The organism is Mycolicibacterium austroafricanum (assembly GCF_902705885.1).
Classification (GTDB): Bacteria; Actinomycetota; Actinomycetes; order Mycobacteriales; family Mycobacteriaceae; genus Mycobacterium; species Mycobacterium vanbaalenii_A.
Genome location: NZ_CACSIP010000001.1, coordinates 210988 through 232485 on the forward strand (window position 1 = coordinate 210988; position 21498 = coordinate 232485).

Consider the following 21498-nt stretch of genomic DNA (forward strand, 5'->3'; position numbering starts at 1 on the left):
ATGACCTCGGACCGACGACCACCGGACGTCGATCGGCTGGCCCGGTCGATGCTGCTGCTCCACGGCGGCCATGACGACGACGATCACGAGCATGGATCCGGTGGCGATGCCAACAACAGCGGATCATGGCGCAAGGCACCGGATTTCGCGTCTGATCCGGAGCGGGCCGCCGCAGTGCGCGAGAGCACCGCGCGGGACCGGGAGCGGTATCTGACGTCCGGCCTGGTGCCCATCGACTGCCGCTTCTGCCACGTGTCCGTCTCGGTCAAGAAGCTGGGCCCGCAGCACACAGCGGTGCAGTGGAACACGCAGGCGTCACAGCGGTGCGCGTACTTCGCCGAGATCCGCGAGTCCGGCGGTGATCCGGCGCGGGCGCGAACCTGCCCGCGCCTGGCCGACAGCATCAAGCACGCTGTTGCCGAGGGATGTCTCGACGAGGTGTCCACCGCCCCGTCCCCCGGCGACGGCTGAACCGCCTACCGCGCCAGCCAGCCCCCGTCGACGGGGATCACCGCACCGTGTACGTAGTCCGACGCCCGGGACGCGAGGAACAGCACGGCACCGGCCATGTCGTCGGGTGTCGCCCACCGGCCGGCGGGTATTCGCACCGAGATCGCCTCGTTGCGGGCGCTGTCCGCGATCAGCGCTTCGTTCATGTCGGTGCTCACATAGCCCGGCGCGACGGCGTTGACGTTGACCCCGTGAGCGGCCCACTCGTTGCACAGCGCCTTGGTCAGTTGGGCCACCGCACCTTTGGCGGCCGCGTATGCCGGCACCCGGTAGCCGCCCTGGAAGCTCAACAGTGACGCCAGGTTGATGATCTTTCCCTCGCCGCGCCGGAGCATTGGTGCACCGAAACCCTGGCACAGTTGGAACACCGATCGAAGATTGACGGCGAGCATGGTGTCGAAATCCGCGAGCGGAAACTCGACGGCGTCGTGGCGGATCTGGGTTCCGGCGTTGTTGACGAGGATGTCGACCCTGCCGGCGTCCAGCACGGAGGTGACCGCCTCGGTGATCGATTCCTCCGATGCGAGGTCGATACCCTGGTGGGACAACCGTCGCCCGCGCTGCGCAGCGACAGCGTGCAGCTCCGGACCCGGCTCTGCACGCTGGAGGGTGACGACGTCGGCCCCCGCACGCAGCAGACCGGCGGCAATCGCCTGGCCGATCCCCCGTGAGGCACCCGTGACGACCGCGGTGCGGCCGGTCAGATCAAAAAGCGAATCAGACATGTGCCGCACTCTAGAGCCCGGTGAAGCGCTCCTTGACCTGTTCGTCGGTCAGACCGTAGTCAGCCAGCGAATACGTGTGCTTCGGCGCACGCGGCCCCTGCCTGCTCTCGGCATGAGTGGCCGCCATGGCCTGCCGGGCGGCGTCGGTCATCTCGATGCCGAAGTGCGCGTACACGCCCTCCACCGCGGCTATCGGGTCTTTGATCAGCGCGAAGTAGTCCAGATCGTAGAACTGCGCTGGATCGTGTTTGGCCCGTTCGGCATTGAACAACCGCAGGCCGCGTGACCAGGTCTCCATCGAGTCAGCGCCGATGACGTCCCCGACGAAAGTGTTCGACCATCCCTCGGTGGTGTGCTGGGCCAGCGAGCACATCGAGGCCATGATCGTCTCGGCCGGTCGGTGGCACTGCACCACCAGTGCGTCCGGATAGGTGGCGAGCAACGCGTCCAGCGCGAACAGATGACTGGGGTTCTTCAGCACCCAGCGCTTCTCGCGGTCGTTGAGCCCGATCAGTTGCAGATTCTTGCGGTGACGCTGATAGGACTTGGTCCAGTCCTGCCGGGCCAGCCACTGCGAGTACGTCGGCACATGCGCCAGCGTCTCGTAGGAGACCGAGTGCAGGGACTGACGCAGTAACTGCCAGCACTCCTCCACCTCGTCGGCGGTCATGAAGTGCAGCCCGGTGTAGTCCGGGTTCTCCTCGTGCGCCTTGGTGAACTGGGCGTCGATCTGCTGGAAAACCGGGTTCTGCGACCAGGTCTCGCGCGGCGGGCGCGGTTGTGGGAACTCCGCGAGCCACAGTTCCAGACCCTGGTGCCGCGGATCGGCGGCCAGCAGCCGGTGGATCGCCGTGGTGCCGGTGCGCGGCAGCCCGGTGACGAAGATCGGCCGCTCGATCGGGACGTCGGCGTGCTCCGGGTACTGCTTGAAGGCCGCCTCGGAGACCAGTCGGGCCACCAGCGCGTTGCGGACGAAGAACCGCTGCATCTTGCTGCCGAACTCGGTCAGATCGGCCTCACGCTGAAACGCCTCGAGCAGCACGCCGAGAGCCTCGCGGTAGTTGTCGTCGTCACTGCCGAAGTCGTCGAGCCCGCAGGCCTTCGTGGCCGAGGCATGCAGGTCCTCGACGGTGCCCACGTTGGTCCGGGCATTGGTTTCGCTCACGCCTTGTACTCCCCGCAGTTCACGTCCAGTGCCTGCCCGGTGATCCCGCTCGACAGATCGCTGGCCATGAACAGGATGGCCGCCGCGACCTCCGCCTCGGTGGGCAGCCGCTTGAGATCAGACGCCGCCGCGGTGGCCTTGTAGATCTCGTCGACGGTGGTGCCGTACTTACCGGCCTGATGGTTGAAGTAACTCTCCAGGGTGCCGCCCCAGATATACCCGGGCAGAATCGAATTCACCCGGATGCCCTGCTCCCCCAACTCGGTGGCCAGCGACTGCGACATCGCCAGCAATGCCGACTTGGCCATCTTGTACGCGCCGTACTTGGCCTGCGAATGCCGCACCACCATCGAGTTCACGTTCACCACAGAGCCGTTGGAAGCGGCCAGCGCCGGGGTGAAGCCCTGGATCATCCGCAGCGCGCCGAACACCGTCAGCTCGATGGCATCGCGCATGTGGTCGAACGTGGTGTTGGCCAGCGGCTTCATCGACGGCACCCGGAACGCGTTGTTGATCAACACATCGACCCGGCCGTAGGCCTTCATCGACTCCTCGACCAGATTGCCCACCTGCGCCTCGTCGGTGATGTCGGTACCGACCGACAACGCGCGCCGGCCGAGGTCGGTGATCTGCTTGGCAACATCCTCGAGTCGCTCGACCGTGCGCGCCGCCAGCACCAGATCGGCGCCCTCCTCGGCGCATCGTCGCGCGAGCGTCGTGCCCAGCGCGGGTCCGACGCCGCTGATGACGACGACCTTGTCTTCCAGAAGTCCGGCCATCTGTCAGCCCACCATTCTCTCGCCAATTTGCTTCTGACGCAGCGCGATCCGCGCCCGCCAATCTTCCTCGGTGATCTTGTTGCTGTCATAGTGCGGCAGCGCGGCGGCCACGTCGTCGAAGTCGACGAGGTCCACGGTCGGGCCGTCGGCCTCGGTCAGCTCCCGGGAGACCCGCTGCCAGCGGAACTGGAGGAATCCCTTGCGGTGCCCCAGCGTCTCCACCCAGTTCGTGACGCCCGGGTTCTTGTCCGACACCACGATCCGGATCTTGCCGTCCGGATCTGCCTGCGCCTGAGTGCCGTTCAGCGACGTCTGGTGATTGATGTAGTCCAGCGAGATGTACCACAGGCTCCCCAGCTGGAAGCCCAGATACGGGGCGTCGGTGACCGGCAGCGTGATGATCAGCGCCTGGTCCTCGGTCAACTCGAACTGTCCGGCCGACGAGTACTGGGTGGCCAGCCCACCCGGCGTCAGCCGGGGCGCGACCATCGTGTTGGCGGGGCTGTCGTTGTAGAACCACTGCGGAAACTGCAGCCAGGTCTTGACACGCTGCACCAACTGCTTGCCCGCGACGGCGTAGCGCTTCTCGATGAGTTCCTTGGTCAACGGTGGTGGCGCCGTGCCCGCCGTGTCGGTCCTCGCGATCGCGAAGGTCCCGCGCTGGGCCGACCAGTCGTTGTACACCTCGCGGATCACCAACTGCGACGGCCCGGGCGGGGTGAAGCGCCATTCGAAACTGCCGTCGGAAGCGATGTCGAGTTTGCGGTCGTCGAACGCCGTCTCACTGTCGGGCACGTTGTCGTCGGTGTAATCGCCGCCGAGCAGTTGGAAGCTCACGTCGGTGGTGGTGCCGCGCCGGCCGGTGACGACGTACTCGTGGCCGGGTTGGACGCGGGTGCCGAAGTACATGGTGTCGGGATTGTCCAGGCCCATCTTGGTGAACGGCCCGGTGCCGCTGTGCAGGAACGGGTGGTCGCGGTCGTAGTCGAAGGCCACGTGGGTGCAGGCCGCGATGCACCCCGCGAGGTACTGCAACCCCTCGAGCAGGTCGGCCTCGGTCTCGATGAACGGGGCGGCGGCGACGAGTTGTTCGGCTTCGGCGATGGCGTCGGCCAACGGCTGGGAGTACATCACGGTGACAACCTCTCACTTTCCAGGCCGTTCCAATATTGGACCGGACTGGTAGAGTTTCCGACCTGACACTAGAACGCGTTCTAATTCGAGTCAACGGGCGGGGGCATGCGGGAGTCACAGGAATCGTCGGCGCGGGCCGGTCGAGCCTCACCCCCGACCGAGCGCGTCGTCGCCGTCCTGGATTTTCTCGCCGAGCACCCGCACGACGGATTCGGTCTGTCGGAGCTGGCCCGCCGGCTCGGGATGAGCAAGCCGACGTGCCTGGGGATCGTCACCACCCTGAGCGACGCCCGCTACCTCGTTCGTGACGCCCGGGACAAGACGTATCGGATCGGGCCCAGGCTGATCGCGCTCGGCCACACCGCCCAGGAGTCCATGCGGGTCAACCCCTCGGCGCGCACCGAACTGCGCCGGTTGTCGACGATGTACGGCACCACCGCGGCGCTGTCCGCGGTCATCGACGACCGGATCACCCTGCTCGAACTCGTCGGGCCGCCCGGCGCCGATGCCGGTGTGCAGGTGGGCCAGAGCTATCCGTTCGCGCCGCCGGTGGGGCTGATGTTCGTGCTCTGGGACGACGAGGCACTGCGCGACTGGCTGGCGAAGGAACCCACGATCCCGCTGCGCACCGACACCGCACGCCTGGACCGGGTGATCGCCGAATGCCGGACCGCCGGCCATCTGGTCGAACGCCAGACCCCCGGCGGGCGGCGCCTGTACTCACTGATGGCCGGGATGTCCAGCACCCTGCCCGACGAACTGCGAGCCCTGCTGGGTGAACTGGTGTCCGACATCGGTGAGCGGGTGTACTTGCGGGAGAACAAGACCGGGCGCCGCAATGCCCGCTCCGATATCAGCGTGATCTCGGCGCCGGTGTTCGACCATCATCAGCGGCAGATCATGGTCGCGTCGATGCACATCGGAGAGCCGTTGACGGACAACGAGATCACCGAACGCGCCCGGTCGCTGGTGGCGACAGCAGACGAGGTGACGGCCCAACTCGGCGGCTCGAAACCGGACCGCTAGCTGGTGGCCGCCAGCGCGAAGGGAAGCACCGCGGGGGCTCCCGCGGCGCGCACCACGCGCGACGCCATGGTCAGCGTCCACCCGGAGTCGGTCATGTCATCCACCAGCAACACCGGCCCGCCGGCCGCCTCGATCGGGTCCGGCTCAGGTGGCGACCACGCACGCTCCAGTGCCGCGACGCGGTAGGCCGAGTTGGCCGCGGTCACCGGCCGACGTCCCGGCGCGTAGCGCAGCGTGCCGAGGTCGATCAGCCGCCCCAACTCGGCGAGCTTGCGAGCCAGCGACGAGATCAACAGCGGATGGGAGTCGGAGTCCAAACCCATCACCGCCGTAGGCCTGGCCGCCCAGTCCCACGACGCCAGTACTTTTACCGCCGCTTGCACGATGTCGTCGGACGCCTCGGCATCGGCGTCGTCGAGCAGCTTGCGCAGTCGGGCGCCCCAACCCAGATCGGTCAGCCGGCCGATCGCCCGCCCCGGCGCAGGGCCGTCGGTGATCCGCCCGCTGAGCTCCACGCCGAGTTTGCCCAGCCCCGACGGCCACTGCTTGCGGGGGGTGAGTTCCACTCCCGGACGCATCAGGCGCTGCCGGGTGTCCTCCGCCGCGGTCGCGTCGACATCAACCGCCGGCCGGATACCCGTGCAGTTGTCACACCGCCCGCACCGCTCCTCGGCGCCGAGTTCGGGATCGTCGAGTTGGCGGCGCAGAAACGCCATCCGGCATTCCGCGGTGCTCTGGTAGTCGAGCATCGCCTGCTGCTCACGCTTGCGGGCCTCGTCCAGATTGCGGTAGCGGGGTTCGTCGTATTCCCAGGCTGCACCGGTACCGACCCAGCCGCCCTTCACGCGCCGCACCGCACCGTCCACATCGAGCACCTTGAGCACCATCTCCAACCGGGACCGTCCGAGGTCCACCAGTGGTTCCAGTGCCGGCGTCGACAGCGGGCGCTCCCGATCCAACTCGCCGATCACTTTGCGCACCATGACTTCTGACGGAAAGGCCACCGAGGCGAAGTAACGCCAGACGTCCTGGTCCTCGCGGCCGGGCAGCAGGATCACCTCGGCGCTCGCCGTCGACCGGCCCGCACGGCCGACCTGCTGGTAGTAGGCGATCGGCGAGGAGGGCGCACCCAGGTGCACGACGAACCCGAGATCAGGCTTGTCGAAGCCCATCCCCAGCGCCGAGGTCGCGACAAGCGCCTTGACCCGGTTGGCGAGCAGATCCGCCTCGAGTTGCTCACGTTCGGCCGCCTCGGTGGAGCCGGTGTAGGACGCGACCTCATGCCCCTGCTCACGCAACAGTGCTGCGATGTCGTGCGCCTGGGCGACGGTCAGCGTGTACACGATGCCGGAACCCGGAAGTGAATCGATATGCGCGGCAAGCCAAGCCGCCCGCTGCGCAGGGCCGCCCGCCTGCACCACCGACAACCGGAGCGACTCCCGGTCCAGCCCGCCGCGCAACACCAGCGTGTCATTACCCGCGCCGGAGCCGACGCCCAGTTGAGTGGCGACATCGGTGACCACACGGTCGTTCGCAGTGGCTGTGGTCGCCAGGACCGGGACGTCGGCGCCGAGTTCTGCGATCAGCGTGCGGATGCGTCGGTAATCGGGCCGGAAGTCGTGTCCCCAATCCGACACGCAGTGCGCCTCGTCGACGACCACGAGCCCGGCGTCGCGGGCCAGTGCGGGCAGTACCTGATCACGAAAATCGGGGTTGTTCAGTCGTTCCGGGCTGACCAGCAGCACGTCGAGCTCGCCGCCCCGAACCCGGTCGTGGATCTCCGACCAGTCGGCGATGTTGCTCGAGTTGATGGTGGCGGCGTTGACACCCGCCCGTTCGGCCGCGGCCACCTGGTTGCGCATCAGCGCCAGCAGCGGCGACACGATGACCGTGGCCCCGCGGCCCTCGGCGCGCAGCAGCTTCGCGGCGATGAAGTACACCGCTGATTTTCCCCAGCCGGTCCGCTGCACGACGAGCGCCCGGCGACGCTGCACCACCAACGCTTCGATCGCCGTCCATTGGTCGTCACGCAGCCGGGCGTCCGGGCCCGCCAGCTGTTCGAGAATCGTCTGGGCCTCGGCTCGTGTCGCCATGGCCCCATCGTGCCCGGCGGGTGCGACAGCCTGCTCGGCCGGGCCCGCCGAGGCACCAGAACGCGCTTGCCGCGCCTGCGCCGGAGCGCGGGCGCGGCAAGCGGTCTTCAGCTGCGCGTGATCTCAGTCGATCACGGGGTTTCCGGCGTCTCCGCGGGTGCTGGGGTCTCTGCCGGTGCCGGCGTAGCCGGGGTCTCCGCCGAGGTGGCAGATGTGTCCATGCCGCCCCAGACGGCCTGGGCCACCGGTGTCGGTGTCACCTGGACATTGCACTGGCTGTTGATGGCGCTGACCGGCTGGTAGATCTCCGTCAACTGCTCCTCGACCTCGGGGTTCTCGGCGAAGAACGTCTGGAAGGCTTCCTGGGCCTCGGGCTGGGCCTGCGACGTGATGGTCGACAGGGCCTCGTTGGTCTGCGGATTGGCCGTCAGGTACGCGCCCTCTGAGGCGGTAGCGGTGCTGACGGTGCCCGCGACGCCGGCCGCGGAGCAGTCCGGGCCTGGAGCAGGCTGGGCATTGGCGACCGGCGCGACGATGGCCGCCGAGCCGAAGGCGAGCAATCCGCCGGCGAACACGCCGAACAGACCGCGGCGCACGGTGGTAGCGGAGGTGTTCATGGAAATCACTCCTCGTCAATCGGTCGAGCACGCGACCATTCGGTCGCACCCCGAGGCCTAGCCGATCGACGTGCCCGCCAAACACCCGGCGCGCTCCACCGGCCCGGCCCGAACGGCGTCGCCGCAGGCCAGACCCATCGAGGAGTGATCTGAGAAATATCTACGCCGGGGCGTCCATTTCGCGTTTGATCTCGAGTGCGATGTCGATGAGTTGGTCTTCCTGGCCGCCGATGAGTTTGCGCTGCCCGGCGCGGTGCAGGAGTTGGTGGGCGGGTACGCCGTAACGCTCGGATTGGCGGATGGCGTGTTTGAGGAAGCTGGAGTACACCCCGGAATAGCCCATGATCAGCGCGTTGCGATCCAACAGGCATTCGGCCGGCATGGCCGGGGCCACCACCTCCTCGGCGGCATCGGCGATCTCGAAGAAATCGATCCCGGTCTTCACACCGATCTTGTCGAACACCCCGATCAACGCCTCGACCGGCGCGTTTCCCGCCCCGGCGCCGAACCGCCGACACGACCCGTCGATCTGCTTGGCCCCGGCGCGCACCGCCTCGATCGAGTTGGCCACCCCCAAACCGAGGTTCTCGTGACCGTGAAAGCCCACCTGGGCATCGTCACCGAGCTCGGCCACCAGCGCCGACACCCGATCGGCGACACCCTCGAGCACCAACGCCCCCGCCGAATCGACCACATACACACACTGACACCCGGCATCGGCCATGATCCGCGCCTGCTTGGCGAGCTTGTCCGGCGCGATGGTGTGACTCATCATCAGAAACCCCACGGTCTCCAGACCGAGCTCACGGGCCAGACCGAAATGCTGGATCGACACATCAGCCTCGGTGCAGTGGGTGGCGATCCGGCAGATCGACCCGCCGTTGTTCTGCGCCTCTTTGATGTCCTCCTTGGTGCCCACCCCGGGCAGCATCAAGAACGCGATCTTGGCGTTGCGGGCCGTCTGCGCCGCGAGCTTGATCAACTCCTGTTCCGGGGTCTTGGAAAACCCGTAGTTGAAACTCGAACCACCCAACCCGTCACCATGGGTCACCTCGATGACCGGCACCCCGGCGGTATCGAGCGCAGCGACGATCGCGCCCACCTCCTCAGAAGTGAACTGGTGGCGCTTGTGATGACTGCCGTCACGCAGCGACGTGTCGGTCATCCGGATGTCCCACATCGGATCGAAATAGATCTCCTCAGTACTCATGCGTGCCCTCCTGTCGTGGCCGCGAGCACCTCTTTGGCGATCTCCTCGCCGACCTTCGTCGCTGCCGCGGTCATGATGTCCAGGTTCCCCGCATACGGCGGTAGATAGTCACCGGCACCTTCGACTTCCACGAACGTCGTCACCACAGCCTGACCGCCCGAGTTCACCGACGGCGGGTCGAATTGCGGCTCGTTGAGCAGCCGGTAACCCGGCACATAGGTCTGCACCTGGGCCACCACGTCTTTGATCGACGCGGTGATCGCGTCCTGGTCGGCGTCCTCGGGGATCGCGCAGAAAATGGTGTCGCGCATGATCATCGGCGGATCGGCCGGATTCAAGATGATGATCGCCTTGCCGCGCGCCGCCCCCCCGATGGTCTGCACACCGGCGCTGGTGGTCTTGGTGAACTCGTCGATGTTGGCCCGGGTCCCCGGACCGGCCGACGCCGAGGACACCGACGCCACGATCTCCGCATACGGCACCGTTCCCCCCTGCTCGGCGACCGCGCGACACACCGCGTACACCATCGGGATGGTCGCCTGACCGCCACAGGTCACCATGTTCACGTTCGGCGCATCCAGATGCTCCCGCAGGTTCGCCGGCGGGATCACCCCGGGCCCGACCGCCGCCGGGGTCAGATCGATCGCCCGGATACCGGCTTCGGCGTAGCGCGGCGCCGCATCCCGGTGCACGTACGCGCTGGTGGCCTCGAACACCAGATCCGGCTTTTCCTCGCGCGCCAGCAACCAGTCCACACCCTCGTGCGAGGTCTCCAGGCCGAGCTTGCGCGCCCGGGCCAGACCCTCGCTATCGGGGTCGATCCCGATCATCCACCGCGGCTCCAACCACTGCGAGCGCAGCAACTTGTACAACAGATCGGTGCTGATGTTGCCCGACCCCACGATCGCCACGGATGCCTTGTCAGGCATGGATTCTCCCTGTCACTCGAAACCCAGTCATTCGAAACCCAGTCATTCGAAACCCAGTCATTCGAAACCCTGTCATTCGAAACTCAGTTGCACTGAACCTAACCCGCTGAAGTCGGCGACGAAGTGGCTGCCCGCAGGTGCATCTATCGCACGGGTGCACGACCCAGGAAGCACGATGTCACCGGCTTTGAGCCGGACCCCGAAACCCTCCACCTTGCGCGCCAACCACGCGACCGCCGTGACCGGATTCCCCAACACCGCATCACTGCGCCCCTGCGCGACGACCTCACCGTTGTTGGTCAGCACCGCGTCGATGCTCTTGATATCGATGTCCTTCGGCGACACCCGCGCCTCACCGAGCACCCACCCCGCCGACGACGCATTATCAGCGATCGTGTCGCACAGCTTGATCTGCCAGTTCGTGATGCGGGTGTCGATCAGCTCGATGGCCGGCGCGAACGCCGCCGTCGCCGCCAGCACGTCGTCCTCAGTGCACCCCGCCCCGGGTAGATCGTCGGCGAGCACGAACCCCACCTCGACCTCCACCCGCGGATACAGGTAACGGTCCGAGCGGACCGGGACCTCTTCGAAGACCTGCATGTCGTCGAGCAGATGCCCGTAGTCGGGCTCGTCGACGTTCATCATCTTCTGCATGGCCTCCGACGACAGCCCGACCTTGTGCCCGACGATCCGGGCACCGTCGGCGACTCGCTGACGGATGTTGATCAGCTGGATCTCGTAGGCATCCACCACATCGATGTCCACATTCCGATCAGTGAGCGGAGAGATCGGAACCCGACCCCGTTCCGCCTGGGCCAGGTCAGCAGCAAGTTGCTCACGCACCTCCGAACTGAGCATCTAGGTGAAGTCCCCTCGTTTCGTCGACCGGCACAGTTGTGGGTCGGCCGGGCAATTCTATAACGTGTTCTACATGACGGAGCAGGAGTATGACGTCGTCGTGGTCGGCAGCGGCGCCGCGGGTATGGTTGCCGCCCTCACAGCCGCCCACCAGGGTCTCTCAACAGTAGTCGTCGAGAAGGCCCCGCACTATGGCGGTTCCACTGCGCGGTCGGGTGGCGGCGTATGGATCCCGAACAACGAGATCCTCAAGCGTGACGGGGTCCGCGACAGTGCCGAGGCAGCCCGGACCTACCTGCATTCGATCATCGGCAACGTGGTTCCGGCGGAGAAGATCGACACATATCTGGACCGTGGTCCGGAGATGCTGTCGTTCGTGTTGAAGCACTCGCCGCTCAAGCTGTGCTGGGTGCCGAACTACTCCGACTACTACCCCGAGACCCCGGGCGGCAAGGCATCGGGCCGGTCGGTGGAGCCCAGGCCGTTCAATGCCAACAAGCTCGGCGCTGATCTGCCCGGCCTGGAGCCGCCGTACGGCAAGGTGCCGATGAACATGGTCGTGCTGCAGCAGGACTACGTCCGGCTCAATCAGCTCAAGCGCCACCCCCGCGGAGTGCTGCGCAGCCTGAAGGTCGGCGTGCGCGCGACGTGGGGCAAGGTCACCGGGAAGAACCTCGTCGGCATGGGGCGTGCACTGATCGCCCCGCTGCGAATCGGCCTCCAGAAGGCCGGCGTCCCGGTCCTGCTGAACACCGCGTTGACCGACCTCTATGTCGAGGACGGGGTCGTCCGCGGCGTCTACGTACGGGACACCACCGGACCGGAAAGCGCTGAGCCGCAGTTGATCCGCGTCCGCCGCGGGGTGATCCTGGGCAGCGGAGGGTTCGAGCACAACGAGCAGATGAGGGTGAAGTACCAGCGCGCGCCGATCACCACCGAGTGGACGGTCGGCGCGAAGGCCAACACCGGTGACGGGATCCTGGCCGCCGAGAAGCTCGGTGCCGCGCTGGACGTCATGGAGGACGCCTGGTGGGGCCCGACGGTGCCGCTGGTCGACGCGCCGTGGTTCGCACTGTCCGAGCGCAACTCGCCCGGATCGATCATCGTCAACATGTCGGGCAAGCGGTTCATGAACGAGTCGATGCCCTACGTCGAGGCCTGCCACCACATGTACGGCGGCGAGTACGGGCAGGGCCCGGGGCCGGGCGAGAACATCCCGGCCTGGCTGGTGTTCGACCAGCGCTACCGCGACCGCTACATCTTCGCCGGTCTGCAGCCCGGACAGCGCATCCCGAAGAAGTGGTTGGAGTCGGGCGTGATCGTCTCCGCCCCGACCCTCGAGGAGTTGGCGGCGAAGACGGGCGTGCCCGCCGGCGCCTTCACGGAGACGATCGAACGGTTCAACGGTTTCGCGCGCTCGGGGGTCGACGATGACTTCCACCGCGGCGAGAGCGCCTACGACCGTTACTACGGCGACCCCACCAACAAGCCGAACCCCAACCTCGGCGAGATCGATCACGGGCCGTTCTACGCAGCCAAGATGGTCCCCGGCGACCTGGGCACCAAAGGGGGCGTCGTCACCGACGTGCACGGTCGTGCGTTGCGCGACGACGGTTCGGTGATCGAAGGCCTCTACGCGGCGGGCAACGTCAGTGCCCCGGTGATGGGCCACACCTACCCCGGTCCCGGCGGCACCATCGGCCCGGCGATGACGTTCGGATATCTCGCGGCCCTGCATCTGGCCTCAGCCGGGAAGGAGTGAGTCGTGCCCATCAATCTCGATGAAGCCATCGGCGCCGAACTACCCGCCGTCGAGTTCTCCTGGACCAGTAACGATGTCCAGCTCTATCACCTCGGCCTGGGCGCCGGCGGCGACCCGATGGACAAGCGCGAGCTGCGTTACCTGGTCGACGACACCCCGCAGGTGCTGCCGACCTTCGGCAACGTGGCGCAGAGCTTCCACTTGACCGAGCCACCCGCGGTGAAGTTCCCCGGCATCGACATCGAGCTCAGCAAGGTGCTGCACGCGAGCGAGGCCGTCGCGGTCCCCGGAGCCATCCCGGCGACGGGGTCGGGCACCGCGGTCACCCGCTTCACCGAGATCTGGGACAAGGGCAAGGCCGCGGTGATCTGGTCGGAAACGACCGTGACGGACCCCCGGGGCGCACTGCTCTGGACACAGAAGCGGTCGATTTTCGCCCGCGGTGAAGGTGGTTTCGGCGGAGACCGTGGCCCCTCGACCTCGGCGGGCGCACCGGACCGGGCACCGGACCTCGAGTTGTCTGTGCCGACGTCGCCTGCGCAGGCGCTGCTGTACCGGATGTGCGGGGACCGCAACCCGCTCCATTCCGACCCGGATTTCGCTGCGGCAGCAGGCTTTCCGCGTCCGATCCTGCACGGCCTGTGCACCTACGGGATGACCTGCAAAGCGCTGGTGGACAAGCTGCTCGACGGCGACGTCACCGGGCTCAAGTCCTTTGGCGCACGGATGGCGGGGGTGGTGTTCCCGGGTGAGACGCTGCGGGTCAGCGTGTGGAAGGGCGACGAGGGGTTCAGCGCCGTCGTGACCGCCCCGGAACGGGACAACGCCGTCGCGCTGTCCGGGGTCGAGTTCGTTCCCGCCTGACCCGCTATGCGCACAGCTCGGTGATGCGCTCGGCGGACGCCTGAACATCGTTGAGGCGGCTGGTCTGCGCCGGATCCTGACTGGACGCGCCGGCAAGCTGTCCCATCCCGATGTACTCGAGGTTGTTCGCGAACGCCCGGACCTCGTCGGCGAGCTCGGCCGATACCGAGTCGTCGAGGCGGGAGAGCAGGAACTGGCCGCCGCCGAGGGTGGCCAGGCGGGCGTTGGCAGCCACCGCCTGGGTGGCCACCGGGTCGGTGCCGAGGTTGCTGTTGGTCTGCAGTGACACCGCGTTGCGCACCATCTCGAACGCCCCGCAGACCCGGGTCTCGGCCTCGGCGGATTGCTCGGCGCCGGCGGAGGAGCCGCCGCCCGACGAGGGCGACCGCACCAGTCCCCACACCGCGAGCCCCACAGCGACGATGGCGAGGACGAGCGCGGCCGGGGCGATCCAGCTGGGTTTGGAGTCTGACATCACGCGATCATAGCCCGGCGCCTGCTTGGGGTCGAAAATCGGCACGCGGCAAGGAAATTGGCGATTCAAAACAGATGACCGGGTACGGGCGCCCGGTTCGGCGCCCGTACCCGGTCAGTCAGTTGCCGCAATGGCGACTAGTCGGAATCGCTGTCGGACTCGGACTCGGACTCGGACTCGCCTTCACTGTTGTCCGTCGCCGTGCCGTCGGCCCCGTCCTCGCCGCGCTTGCCGAGCAACCCGCCCGTACCGCCTGCGCCGCCACTACCCGCCGTGGCACCGTCGGGCTCGACGGAGAGTCCGTCACCACCGTCACCACCGTCACCACCGTCACCACCGAAGAGGCCGCCGCCGCCGCCGGCTCCGCCGTCACCGCCGGTGCCCTCCTCGTAGCCGTCGGCCAATCCGCCGTCGCCACCGTCGCCACCGTCGCCGACGGACGCGGACGACCCGCCGTCACCGCCCGCGCCACCGGTCCCATCGCCGTATTCGGTGGTGGAGTCGCCGCCGTCGCCGCCGTCGCCGCTCTGGCCGACCTGGGAGTCGCCGCCTGCGCCCCCATCGCCACCGACACCGTCGGCGTCCTCCCAGGCGTCACCGAAGCCGCCCTGGCCGCCGTTGCCGCCGACACCGCCGTAGAACTCGGCGTCACCGCCGTCACCGCCGTCGCCGCCGAATGCGGTCTCACCGTCGGCGTAGGCCTCGCCCTCACCTCCGGCTCCGCCGTTTCCACCGACACCGATACCGGCGCCACCGCCGTCACCGCCGTTTCCGCCGACAGCCGATCCGTTCTCCGAGTACGCGTACCCGCCACTGCCTCCGAGGCCGCCGTTGCCGAGCCAGCCGCTGCCATGGCCTCCAGCGCCGCCGTCACCGCCGAACGCGTTGTTCAGGTTCGACTCGTCGACGTCTTCGGTCTCGGGATCGTCGGCCACGTCGAGTTCGTTGATGTCCTCGCCGCCGTTGCCGCCGTTGCCGCCCGGGCCGAAAAGCGAGCCGTCGCCCCCGTTGCCGCCGTCACCCGCAAACGACACCCGCACGCCGTCGACGTACACCGCGTCCGCACCGTCACCTCCGTCACCGCCGGACCCGAACCAGGCTCCGGCGTTGCCACCATTGCCGCCGTTGGCGCCGTCGCCACCATTTCCTCCGAAGATGCCGCCGTTACCACCGTTGCAGGCATCACCCGTGCAATCGGCGGCGGCGTCGAGGCCGTTGCCGATCAGCCAGCCACCATCACCGATCATCGGCCGGAAGGTCGACTCCTCGGTAGTGGCTGCGGACCGGTCACCAATCGTCATGCCCCAGAGCAGCAAATCCTCTTCGTCGTTGACCAACTGCACCTGGGTGGTGCGCGGCTGTTCGGGTGAATCGGTCGCGGTGAGCATCAGCGTCCCGAGGCCCGCCATTGCCGCACTGGTGACGCCGGCGGTCACACCGGCACTCAGGTACGTCCGGATCTTGGTCGAACGAGAAGTCTTCCGGGAATGTCGAGCCATGGGTCTACCCCCCAAAGTGTCGTTGCTAGGTAGCGCCCACTACCGAGGCTGATGACACATCAGCACATTGGAATCTAGGCCTTTTCCGGACGCAATGTCACGCGTTTGGAGAAACCGGCGGGGAACGTCGCCAGAAATCTCGGCAAACGCCACGGTACCGACTCCGCACTACCCGCCACCGCCGAAATCGCAGTTACGCACCGGGAGTGGCTCCAGTCCCGTATCCAGCAAAAAGTCCGCCGCAATGCCAGAGGCGGCAATGCGGACCCTTCGATCGGGCATCCCGCCGCCTGCCTGCACCGATTTGATAATTTACTTCGCCGGGGGGAACACCTCGCTGCGCTCTAAGGAATCCAGGAGGCACCACGTGAAGATCAAGCCGGCATTCGTCGCCACGGCCGCTGCCGCCGCAGCCGCCATCAGCGTCGCAGCCGCACCGTTCGCTTCGGCTGAGGACGTCGAGATCCAGAGCCTGGGCGAGCCGGGTGAACTCGTCAACGGCGACGTCGTCCAGCACTGGACCGTGACCGGCCTCAAGCCGAGCACCGACACCATCCCGTACCAGCCGACCGGCACGTTGTGGGAGGCCACAGCCACCGACGAGGCGATCTCGGGATCGGCCATCCCGATCGTGGCCAACCTCAACGCGCGGGCCGAGAACGGCGACACCTACCGGGTCTTGTTCGGTGTCGCGACGTCGCAGGGTGTCAACCCGGCGACGCTCGCTCCGGGGGAGACGACCACGGGGAAGGTCTACTTCGACGTCACCGGGGAGCAGCCCGACAGCGTCGCGTACAACGCCGGCGGCCAGGATCTGCTGGTGTGGGTGGAAGCGCCCCCGGCCCCGGCCTCCGGATCCACAGGGACTTCAGTGCCGGCACAGACCTACACCACCACCACCCCATCGGCCCCCTCGGATTCCTCGGACACCGCCGAGACGGCGGAACCGGCCCCGGAGGCCGGGGCTGCCGAGGAGACACCAGCGCCCACGGCCACCCCTGTGCCGGCCGGAAGCGCGGGAACGCCACTCCCGGAAGGCAGTTCGGGCACCCCGCTACCCGAAGGCAGCTCAGGTACGCCGCTGCCCGAGGGTGCCGCTCCGGCCCCGGACGCGGCCCCTTCCCCGGTGCCGGCGGCGGTCGCGCCGGAGGGTAGCTCGGGCACCCCGCTGCCCGAGGGCAGCACGGGCACCCCGGCGCCCGAGGGCGCGGCACCCACCACGACCGTCGTGGCTCCCGCGCCGCCGGCCTGACACTACGACTCGCTGAACCCCCGCGTCGTCTGCCCGGACGGGCGGCGCGGGGGTTCAGGAGTGGGAAGCCCACCAGGTGTACAGCTGCACCATGTTCGGGCCCTGCGGGCCGGACTGCACCTCGCTCACCATCAGGTTCGCCTCGGTGCTCCACGCGACCGTGGGCTTGCTCTGCTGAAATCCGCAGACCAGGGTGCCGGCCTCCTCGTCCGGTGTCGCGTTGCGCCGCCACGGTCCGGGCGACTGGATGTTGCCCGGACAGTTCACCACCGACAACGCACCGACCACACCGTCGAACATCGCCAGAAGCGATTCGTTGTCCCCGGCGAGGGTGTACGTGGCCGTCAGTGGCCCGCCGGGGTCGGTGTTCTCGCTGCAACTGACCTGTGCGAGAGCGCCTTTCGGTGGCACGACACCTTCACACGCAGCTGCGGAGTAGCCGCGGGGCAACAGGCTCATCAGCCGACCCTCGGCCTCCTGCGGCGATGCGGAGTCCGCCTCGGCGATTTCTGTGGAGTCGGGTGTCGTGGTGTCGGCGGCCGACGCGTCCGAGTCATCCGCCGATGGCCAGAACAGCCAGGCGATGGCGCCGAGACCCACGACCGCGACGGCCGCCACGGCGATCAGTACGACGGGCCGGCGGTCCTGATGCACCGGCCGCGGGTCAACCGACAGCGGCTGGTCGAAACGGCGATCCCGCGGTTGCCGGTCCTGTTCCCGCGTGCGCTCGACAGGCAGCGGCCCGGTGTCGTCATCGTCGGGTTCTGGCTCGTGGGAGCTCATCTGGCCAAGGGTAGTAGGCGCCGCAGGACACGCGTCGAAGGCTCACCCCAGAATGAGCCCGGACGTGGGCACGCCCGTTCCCGCGGTGACCAGCACGTGCTCCACATCGGGCACCGGGTTCACCGAGGTGCCGCGCAGCTGGCGCACCCCTTCGGCGATGCCGTTCATGCCGTGGATGTACGCCTCCCCCAACTGGCCGCCATGGGTGTTGATCGGCAGCCGGCCACCGATCTCGATGGCTCCGTCGGCGATGTAATCCTTGGCGTCCCCCGGCTCGCAGAAACCGAGTTCCTCGAGTTGGATCAGCGTGAACGGCGTGAAGTGGTCGTAGAGGATCGCGGTCTGGATGTCGGTGGGCGCCAACCCGGACTGCGCCCAGAGCTGCCTTCCCACCAAACCCATCTCGGGCAGTCCCAACTCCGGCCTGTAGTAGCTGACCATCGAGTACTGGTCCGGGCTGGATCCCTGGGACGCGGCCTCGATGACGGCGGGCCGGTGTTTGAGATCCTTGGCGCGCTCGGGCGTCGTGACGACCAGGGCCACACCGCCGTCGGTCTCCTGACAGCAGTCCAGCAACCGCAACGGCTCGGCGATCCACCGTGAGTTCTGGTGATCCTCGATCGTGATCGGCTTGCCGTAGAAGTACGCCTTCGGGTTGTTGGCCGCGTGCTTGCGATCAGCCACCGACACCGCCCCGAAGTCCTTGCTCGTCGCCCCGGACAGGTGCATGTATCGCTGCGCGATCATCGCCACCTGGGCTGCGGGCGTGGACAACCCGTGCGGATAGGAGAACGAGTTGTCGACACCGGTGGAGTCGGCGTTCTCCACCAATCGCATCTGCACCTGGCCGAACCGCATTCCCGAACGCTCGTTGAAGGCGCGGTATGCCACAACACATTCCGCCACCCCGGTCGCCACCGCGAGCGCGGCCTGCTGGATGGTCGCGCAGGCTGCGCCGCCACCGTGGTGGATCTTGGAGAAGAACTTCAACTCCCCGATGCCGGTGGCCCGCGCCACGGCGACCTCGGTGTTGGAATCCATCGTGAACGTGACCATGCCGTCGACGTCTGCCGGGCTCAGGCCCGCGTCGTCGAGTGCGTCGAGCACCGCCTCGGCGGCAAGCCGCAGTTCGCTTCGGCCGGAGTTCTTCGAGAAGTCGGTGGCGCCGATACCGACGATCGCCGCTTTGCCGGACAGACTGTCGGTCATGCAGCACCCCCGAAGGTGAGTGTGGCGGTGGCGATCACATGGTCGCCGAGGCTGTTGCTGCCGGTCACCTTCAGCGTAACGAGGTCACCGTCGACGGCGGTCACCTCACCGGTGAACGTCACGGTGTCGTAGGCGTACCACGGGACCCCGAGTCGCAGACCGATCGACTTGATGACGGCTGTCGGGCCCGCCCAGTCGGTGATGAAGCGCTGCACCAGACCGGTGTCGGTGAGGATGTTGACGAAGATGTCCTTAGAACCCTTGGCCTGCGCCTTGTCCCGGTCGTGATGCACGTCCTGGTAGTCGCGCGTCGCGATGGCCGTCGAGACGATGAACGTGGGGTCACCGTAGAGCTTGAGTTCGGGAAGCTTGGTCCCGACCTCCGCCACCGGGGCGCTCACTTGGCAGGCTCCCACGCGTAGAGCGTCCACGCGGGACCAGAATCTCCCTCGGGGAAGTCGATATATGTTGCGCGAACCTGCATTCCGATCTCCACGGTGGCTGGGTCGACGTTGCGGAGCTCGCCGAGCATCCGCACGCCCTCTTCGAGTTCGACGAGCGCGATCACGAACGGCAACTTGCGACCCGGGATCTTCGGGGCGTGGTGCACGACGAAGCTGAACACCGCGCCTTTTCCGCTGGCCACCACGTAGTCGGTCGGCGCTTCTTTATCCGCCCACAAAGCCGGAACCGGCGGATGCTGCAAGGTGCCGTCGCCGCGCTTCTGGATCCGCAGTTCGTGCGCGTTGACGCCGTCCCAGAAGAACTTGGTGTCCTTCGAGGACGCGGGCCGCATCATCGAGGCCGCGTCGAGATCCTCGGGCACCGCCGAGGCGGGCGCATCTTGATCAGCGGGCCTGAACTTCATGATTCGCCAAATCATCTCGGCTACTGGACTGTCTTCGTCATCGCCACAGTGCCACGTGATCTTCTGCGTGATGAAGAAGCCCTCGCCGAGCGCGGTGCGCTTGGGGCCGATGACGTCGGTCAGCTCCGCGGCGACGCTGACCTCCTCACCCGGGCGCAGATACCTGTGGTAGGTCTGCTCACAGTTGGTGGCGACCACACCGACATAGCCTGCGTCGTCGAACAATTCGAGGATCTTGCCGAGCGGGTCGTCATCGGGACGGACGCCGCCGAGCCCCATCATGGTCCACACCTGGATCATCGCCGGCGGCGCGACGACACCGGGATGGCCCGCGGTCTTAGCCGCTTCTTCGTCGACGTAGATCGGGTTCTTGTCGCCCATCGCGTCGAGCCAGTGGTCGACCATCGGTTGGTTGACCGGGTGGCGCCCGGTGCGCGGCTTGCTCTTTCCTTCGGCCTTGACCCGTTCGGCGGCGGCCTTGATGTCCTCGACTGCGCTCATGACCGCTGCCTTCTGCTCTTCGCGCAAGCGCTCATCGCGGAACCCTCGGGACCTTCAGCCCCGCCGCGGCGATCATCTCCCGCATCACCTCGTTGACCCCTCCGCCGAACGTGATCACCAGGTTGCGCTTGGTGATCGTGTCCAGCCAGTCGAGGAGCTCGCCGGTCTCCGGGTCCGCCGGGTTGCCGTACTTGCCGACGATCTCCTCCGCCAACCGGCCGACATCCTGGATGCGTTCGGTGGAGAAGACTTTGGTGGCCGCGGCGTCGGCGACCGCGATGGTTTCGCCGGAGGCCGCCACCTGCCAGTTGAGCAGCTCGTTGACCCGCCAGATGGCCTTGATCTGCCCCAGCAGCCGGGCGACGTCCGGGTGCTCGATCGGGGTCACCCCGTCTGAACCCGGCTTGGAGGCCCACTCGCGGACCCTGTCGTAGATGCCCGCGACGCGCCCGGCCGGACCCAGCCCGACCCGCTCGTGGTTGAGCTGGGTGGTGATGAGCTTCCAGCCGCCGTTCTCCTCACCGACGAGCATGTCGGCGGGCACCCGGACATCCTGGTAGTACGACGCGTTGGTGTGATGGGCACCGTCGGACAGGATGATCGGGGTCCAGGAGAACCCGGGATCCTTGGTGTCGACGATCAGGATCGAGATGCCCTTGTGCTTTGCAGCTTCCGGGTCGGTGCGGCAGGCGAGCCAGATGTAGTCGGCGTCATGGGCGCCGGTGGTCCACATCTTCTGGCCGTTGACGATGTACTCGTCGCCATGCCGCACCGCCGTGGTCCGCAGCGACGCGAGGTCTGTTCCCGCATCGGGCTCGGAATAGCCGATGGCGAAATGGATGTCGCCGGACAAGATCCCGGGCAGGAACTTTTTCTTCTGCACGTCGGTGCCGTACACCTGCAGCGTGGGGCCCACCGTCTGCAGGGTGACCAACGGCAACGGAACGTCCGCCCGGTTGGCCTCGTTGACGAAGATCTGTTGTTCGATCGGGCCGAAGCCCAACCCTCCGAACTCCTTGGGCCAGCCGACGCCGAGTTTCCCGTCGGAGCCCATCCGCTTGATCACCGCGCGGTAGGCCTCGTTGTGCCGGTTGGACTCCATCGCCTCGGCCTCCTCGGCCGTGATGAGGGTCGAGAAGTACTGCCGCAGTTCGGCTTGCAGCTGCCGTTGCTCGGGCGTCAGTTCGATGTACATCAGTTTTCCCGTCGCTTCGCTCGCCCCATCAGTTCTCCCGTCGC

21 protein-coding genes are annotated in these 21498 nt (G+C 67.2%); 5 read left to right on the forward strand and 16 right to left on the reverse strand.

Annotated elements, in window-relative coordinates; translation table 11 throughout:
- On the forward strand, positions 1-471 hold the full coding sequence (locus tag BEMPMBAN_RS01090; protein WP_159228576.1) for a hypothetical protein: 471 nt from the start codon (positions 1-3) through the stop codon (positions 469-471).
- Positions 472-476: 5 nt separating this feature from the next.
- On the opposite strand, the gene BEMPMBAN_RS01095 is transcribed toward BEMPMBAN_RS01090, so the two are convergent.
- Genes BEMPMBAN_RS01095 through BEMPMBAN_RS01110 form a run of 4 tightly spaced genes read right to left on the reverse strand, consistent with a single transcriptional unit; the run spans position 477 to position 4310 of the window.
- The gene (locus BEMPMBAN_RS01095) at positions 477-1235 is read right to left on the reverse strand and encodes an SDR family oxidoreductase (protein ID WP_159228577.1); all 759 of its coding nucleotides are present in this window, start codon (positions 1233-1235) and stop codon (positions 477-479) included.
- Between the two features lie 10 nt (positions 1236-1245).
- The gene (locus BEMPMBAN_RS01100; protein ID WP_159228578.1) at positions 1246-2400 is read right to left on the reverse strand and encodes a sulfotransferase family protein; all 1155 of its coding nucleotides are present in this window, start codon (positions 2398-2400) and stop codon (positions 1246-1248) included.
- The gene (locus tag BEMPMBAN_RS01105) at positions 2397-3179 is read right to left on the reverse strand and encodes an SDR family oxidoreductase (RefSeq protein WP_159228579.1); all 783 of its coding nucleotides are present in this window, start codon (positions 3177-3179) and stop codon (positions 2397-2399) included. The genes BEMPMBAN_RS01100 and BEMPMBAN_RS01105 overlap by 4 nt, the downstream gene beginning before the upstream one ends.
- 3 nt (positions 3180-3182) lie before the next feature.
- On the reverse strand, positions 3183-4310 hold the full coding sequence (locus BEMPMBAN_RS01110; RefSeq protein WP_159228803.1) for a hypothetical protein: 1128 nt from the start codon (positions 4308-4310) through the stop codon (positions 3183-3185).
- Between the two features lie 108 nt (positions 4311-4418).
- Here BEMPMBAN_RS01110 and BEMPMBAN_RS01115 point away from each other — a divergent pair, with 108 nt between their 5' ends.
- A complete protein-coding gene (locus BEMPMBAN_RS01115) occupies positions 4419-5339 on the forward strand; it encodes an IclR family transcriptional regulator (RefSeq protein WP_159228580.1) in 921 nt (306 codons plus the stop codon).
- Here the strand turns inward: BEMPMBAN_RS01115 and BEMPMBAN_RS01120 are convergent.
- The 5 genes from BEMPMBAN_RS01120 to BEMPMBAN_RS01140 form a co-directional block, all read right to left on the reverse strand.
- Positions 5336-7432 (reverse strand): RecQ family ATP-dependent DNA helicase, encoded by a 2097-nt coding sequence (locus BEMPMBAN_RS01120; RefSeq protein WP_159228581.1) that lies wholly within the window; start codon positions 7430-7432, stop codon positions 5336-5338. The two genes, BEMPMBAN_RS01115 and BEMPMBAN_RS01120, sit on opposite strands and share 4 nt — an antisense overlap.
- A 131-nt stretch (positions 7433-7563) precedes the next feature.
- Positions 7564-8049 carry a hemophore-related protein gene (locus BEMPMBAN_RS01125; protein ID WP_159228582.1) on the reverse strand — a complete coding sequence of 162 codons (486 nt, stop codon included), beginning with the start codon at positions 8047-8049 and terminating at the stop codon, positions 7564-7566.
- 160 nt (positions 8050-8209) lie between these two features.
- A complete protein-coding gene (dmpG, locus tag BEMPMBAN_RS01130) occupies positions 8210-9259 on the reverse strand; it encodes a 4-hydroxy-2-oxovalerate aldolase (protein ID WP_159228583.1) in 1050 nt (349 codons plus the stop codon).
- Positions 9256-10188, reverse strand: a complete 933-nt coding sequence (locus BEMPMBAN_RS01135) for an acetaldehyde dehydrogenase (acetylating) (protein WP_159228584.1) — start codon at positions 10186-10188, stop codon at positions 9256-9258. Before BEMPMBAN_RS01135 ends, dmpG begins: the two co-directional genes overlap by 4 nt.
- Positions 10189-10260: 72 nt before the next feature.
- Positions 10261-11046 (reverse strand): 2-keto-4-pentenoate hydratase, encoded by a 786-nt coding sequence (locus BEMPMBAN_RS01140; protein ID WP_159228585.1) that lies wholly within the window; start codon positions 11044-11046, stop codon positions 10261-10263.
- A gap of 73 nt (positions 11047-11119) precedes the next feature.
- Here BEMPMBAN_RS01140 and kstD point away from each other — a divergent pair, with 73 nt between their 5' ends.
- Positions 11120-12808, forward strand: a complete 1689-nt coding sequence (kstD, locus tag BEMPMBAN_RS01145) for a 3-oxosteroid 1-dehydrogenase (protein ID WP_159228586.1) — start codon at positions 11120-11122, stop codon at positions 12806-12808.
- Positions 12809-12811: 3 nt separating this feature from the next.
- On the forward strand, positions 12812-13672 hold the full coding sequence (locus tag BEMPMBAN_RS01150) for an enoyl-CoA hydratase ChsH3 (protein WP_159228587.1): 861 nt from the start codon (positions 12812-12814) through the stop codon (positions 13670-13672).
- A 4-nt stretch (positions 13673-13676) separates the two neighbouring features.
- Here BEMPMBAN_RS01150 and BEMPMBAN_RS01155 read toward each other — a convergent pair whose 3' ends face one another.
- Entirely contained in the window at positions 13677-14147 is a 471-nt protein-coding gene (locus BEMPMBAN_RS01155; RefSeq protein WP_159228588.1) for a hypothetical protein, read from the reverse strand.
- Positions 14148-14284: 137 nt separating this feature from the next.
- Complete coding sequence (locus BEMPMBAN_RS32890; protein WP_159228589.1) at positions 14285-15646, reverse strand: hypothetical protein; 1362 nt, start codon at positions 15644-15646, stop codon at positions 14285-14287.
- A gap of 367 nt (positions 15647-16013) precedes the next feature.
- Between BEMPMBAN_RS32890 and BEMPMBAN_RS01165 the strand changes: the two genes are divergently transcribed.
- The gene (locus BEMPMBAN_RS01165) at positions 16014-16898 is read left to right on the forward strand and encodes an MPT63 family protein (protein WP_159228590.1); all 885 of its coding nucleotides are present in this window, start codon (positions 16014-16016) and stop codon (positions 16896-16898) included.
- A 54-nt stretch (positions 16899-16952) separates the two neighbouring features.
- Here BEMPMBAN_RS01165 and BEMPMBAN_RS01170 read toward each other — a convergent pair whose 3' ends face one another.
- Genes BEMPMBAN_RS01170 through fadE29 form a run of 5 tightly spaced genes read right to left on the reverse strand, consistent with a single transcriptional unit; the run spans position 16953 to position 21454 of the window.
- Entirely contained in the window at positions 16953-17681 is a 729-nt protein-coding gene (locus BEMPMBAN_RS01170; protein WP_159228591.1) for a hypothetical protein, read from the reverse strand.
- Between the two features lie 42 nt (positions 17682-17723).
- Positions 17724-18890: a 17-hydroxy-3-oxo-4-pregnene-20-carboxyl-CoA lyase gene (locus BEMPMBAN_RS01175; protein ID WP_159228592.1), complete on the reverse strand. Its 1167-nt coding sequence runs from the start codon at positions 18888-18890 to the stop codon at positions 17724-17726.
- A complete protein-coding gene (locus BEMPMBAN_RS01180) occupies positions 18887-19291 on the reverse strand; it encodes a MaoC family dehydratase (protein WP_159228593.1) in 405 nt (134 codons plus the stop codon). Before BEMPMBAN_RS01180 ends, BEMPMBAN_RS01175 begins: the two co-directional genes overlap by 4 nt.
- Positions 19288-20259 carry a bifunctional MaoC family dehydratase N-terminal/OB-fold nucleic acid binding domain-containing protein gene (locus BEMPMBAN_RS01185; RefSeq protein ID WP_159228594.1) on the reverse strand — a complete coding sequence of 324 codons (972 nt, stop codon included), beginning with the start codon at positions 20257-20259 and terminating at the stop codon, positions 19288-19290. Before BEMPMBAN_RS01185 ends, BEMPMBAN_RS01180 begins: the two co-directional genes overlap by 4 nt.
- A gap of 31 nt (positions 20260-20290) precedes the next feature.
- Positions 20291-21454 carry an acyl-CoA dehydrogenase FadE29 gene (gene fadE29, locus BEMPMBAN_RS01190; RefSeq protein ID WP_159228595.1) on the reverse strand — a complete coding sequence of 388 codons (1164 nt, stop codon included), beginning with the start codon at positions 21452-21454 and terminating at the stop codon, positions 20291-20293.
- Positions 21455-21498: the final 44 nt, after the last annotated feature.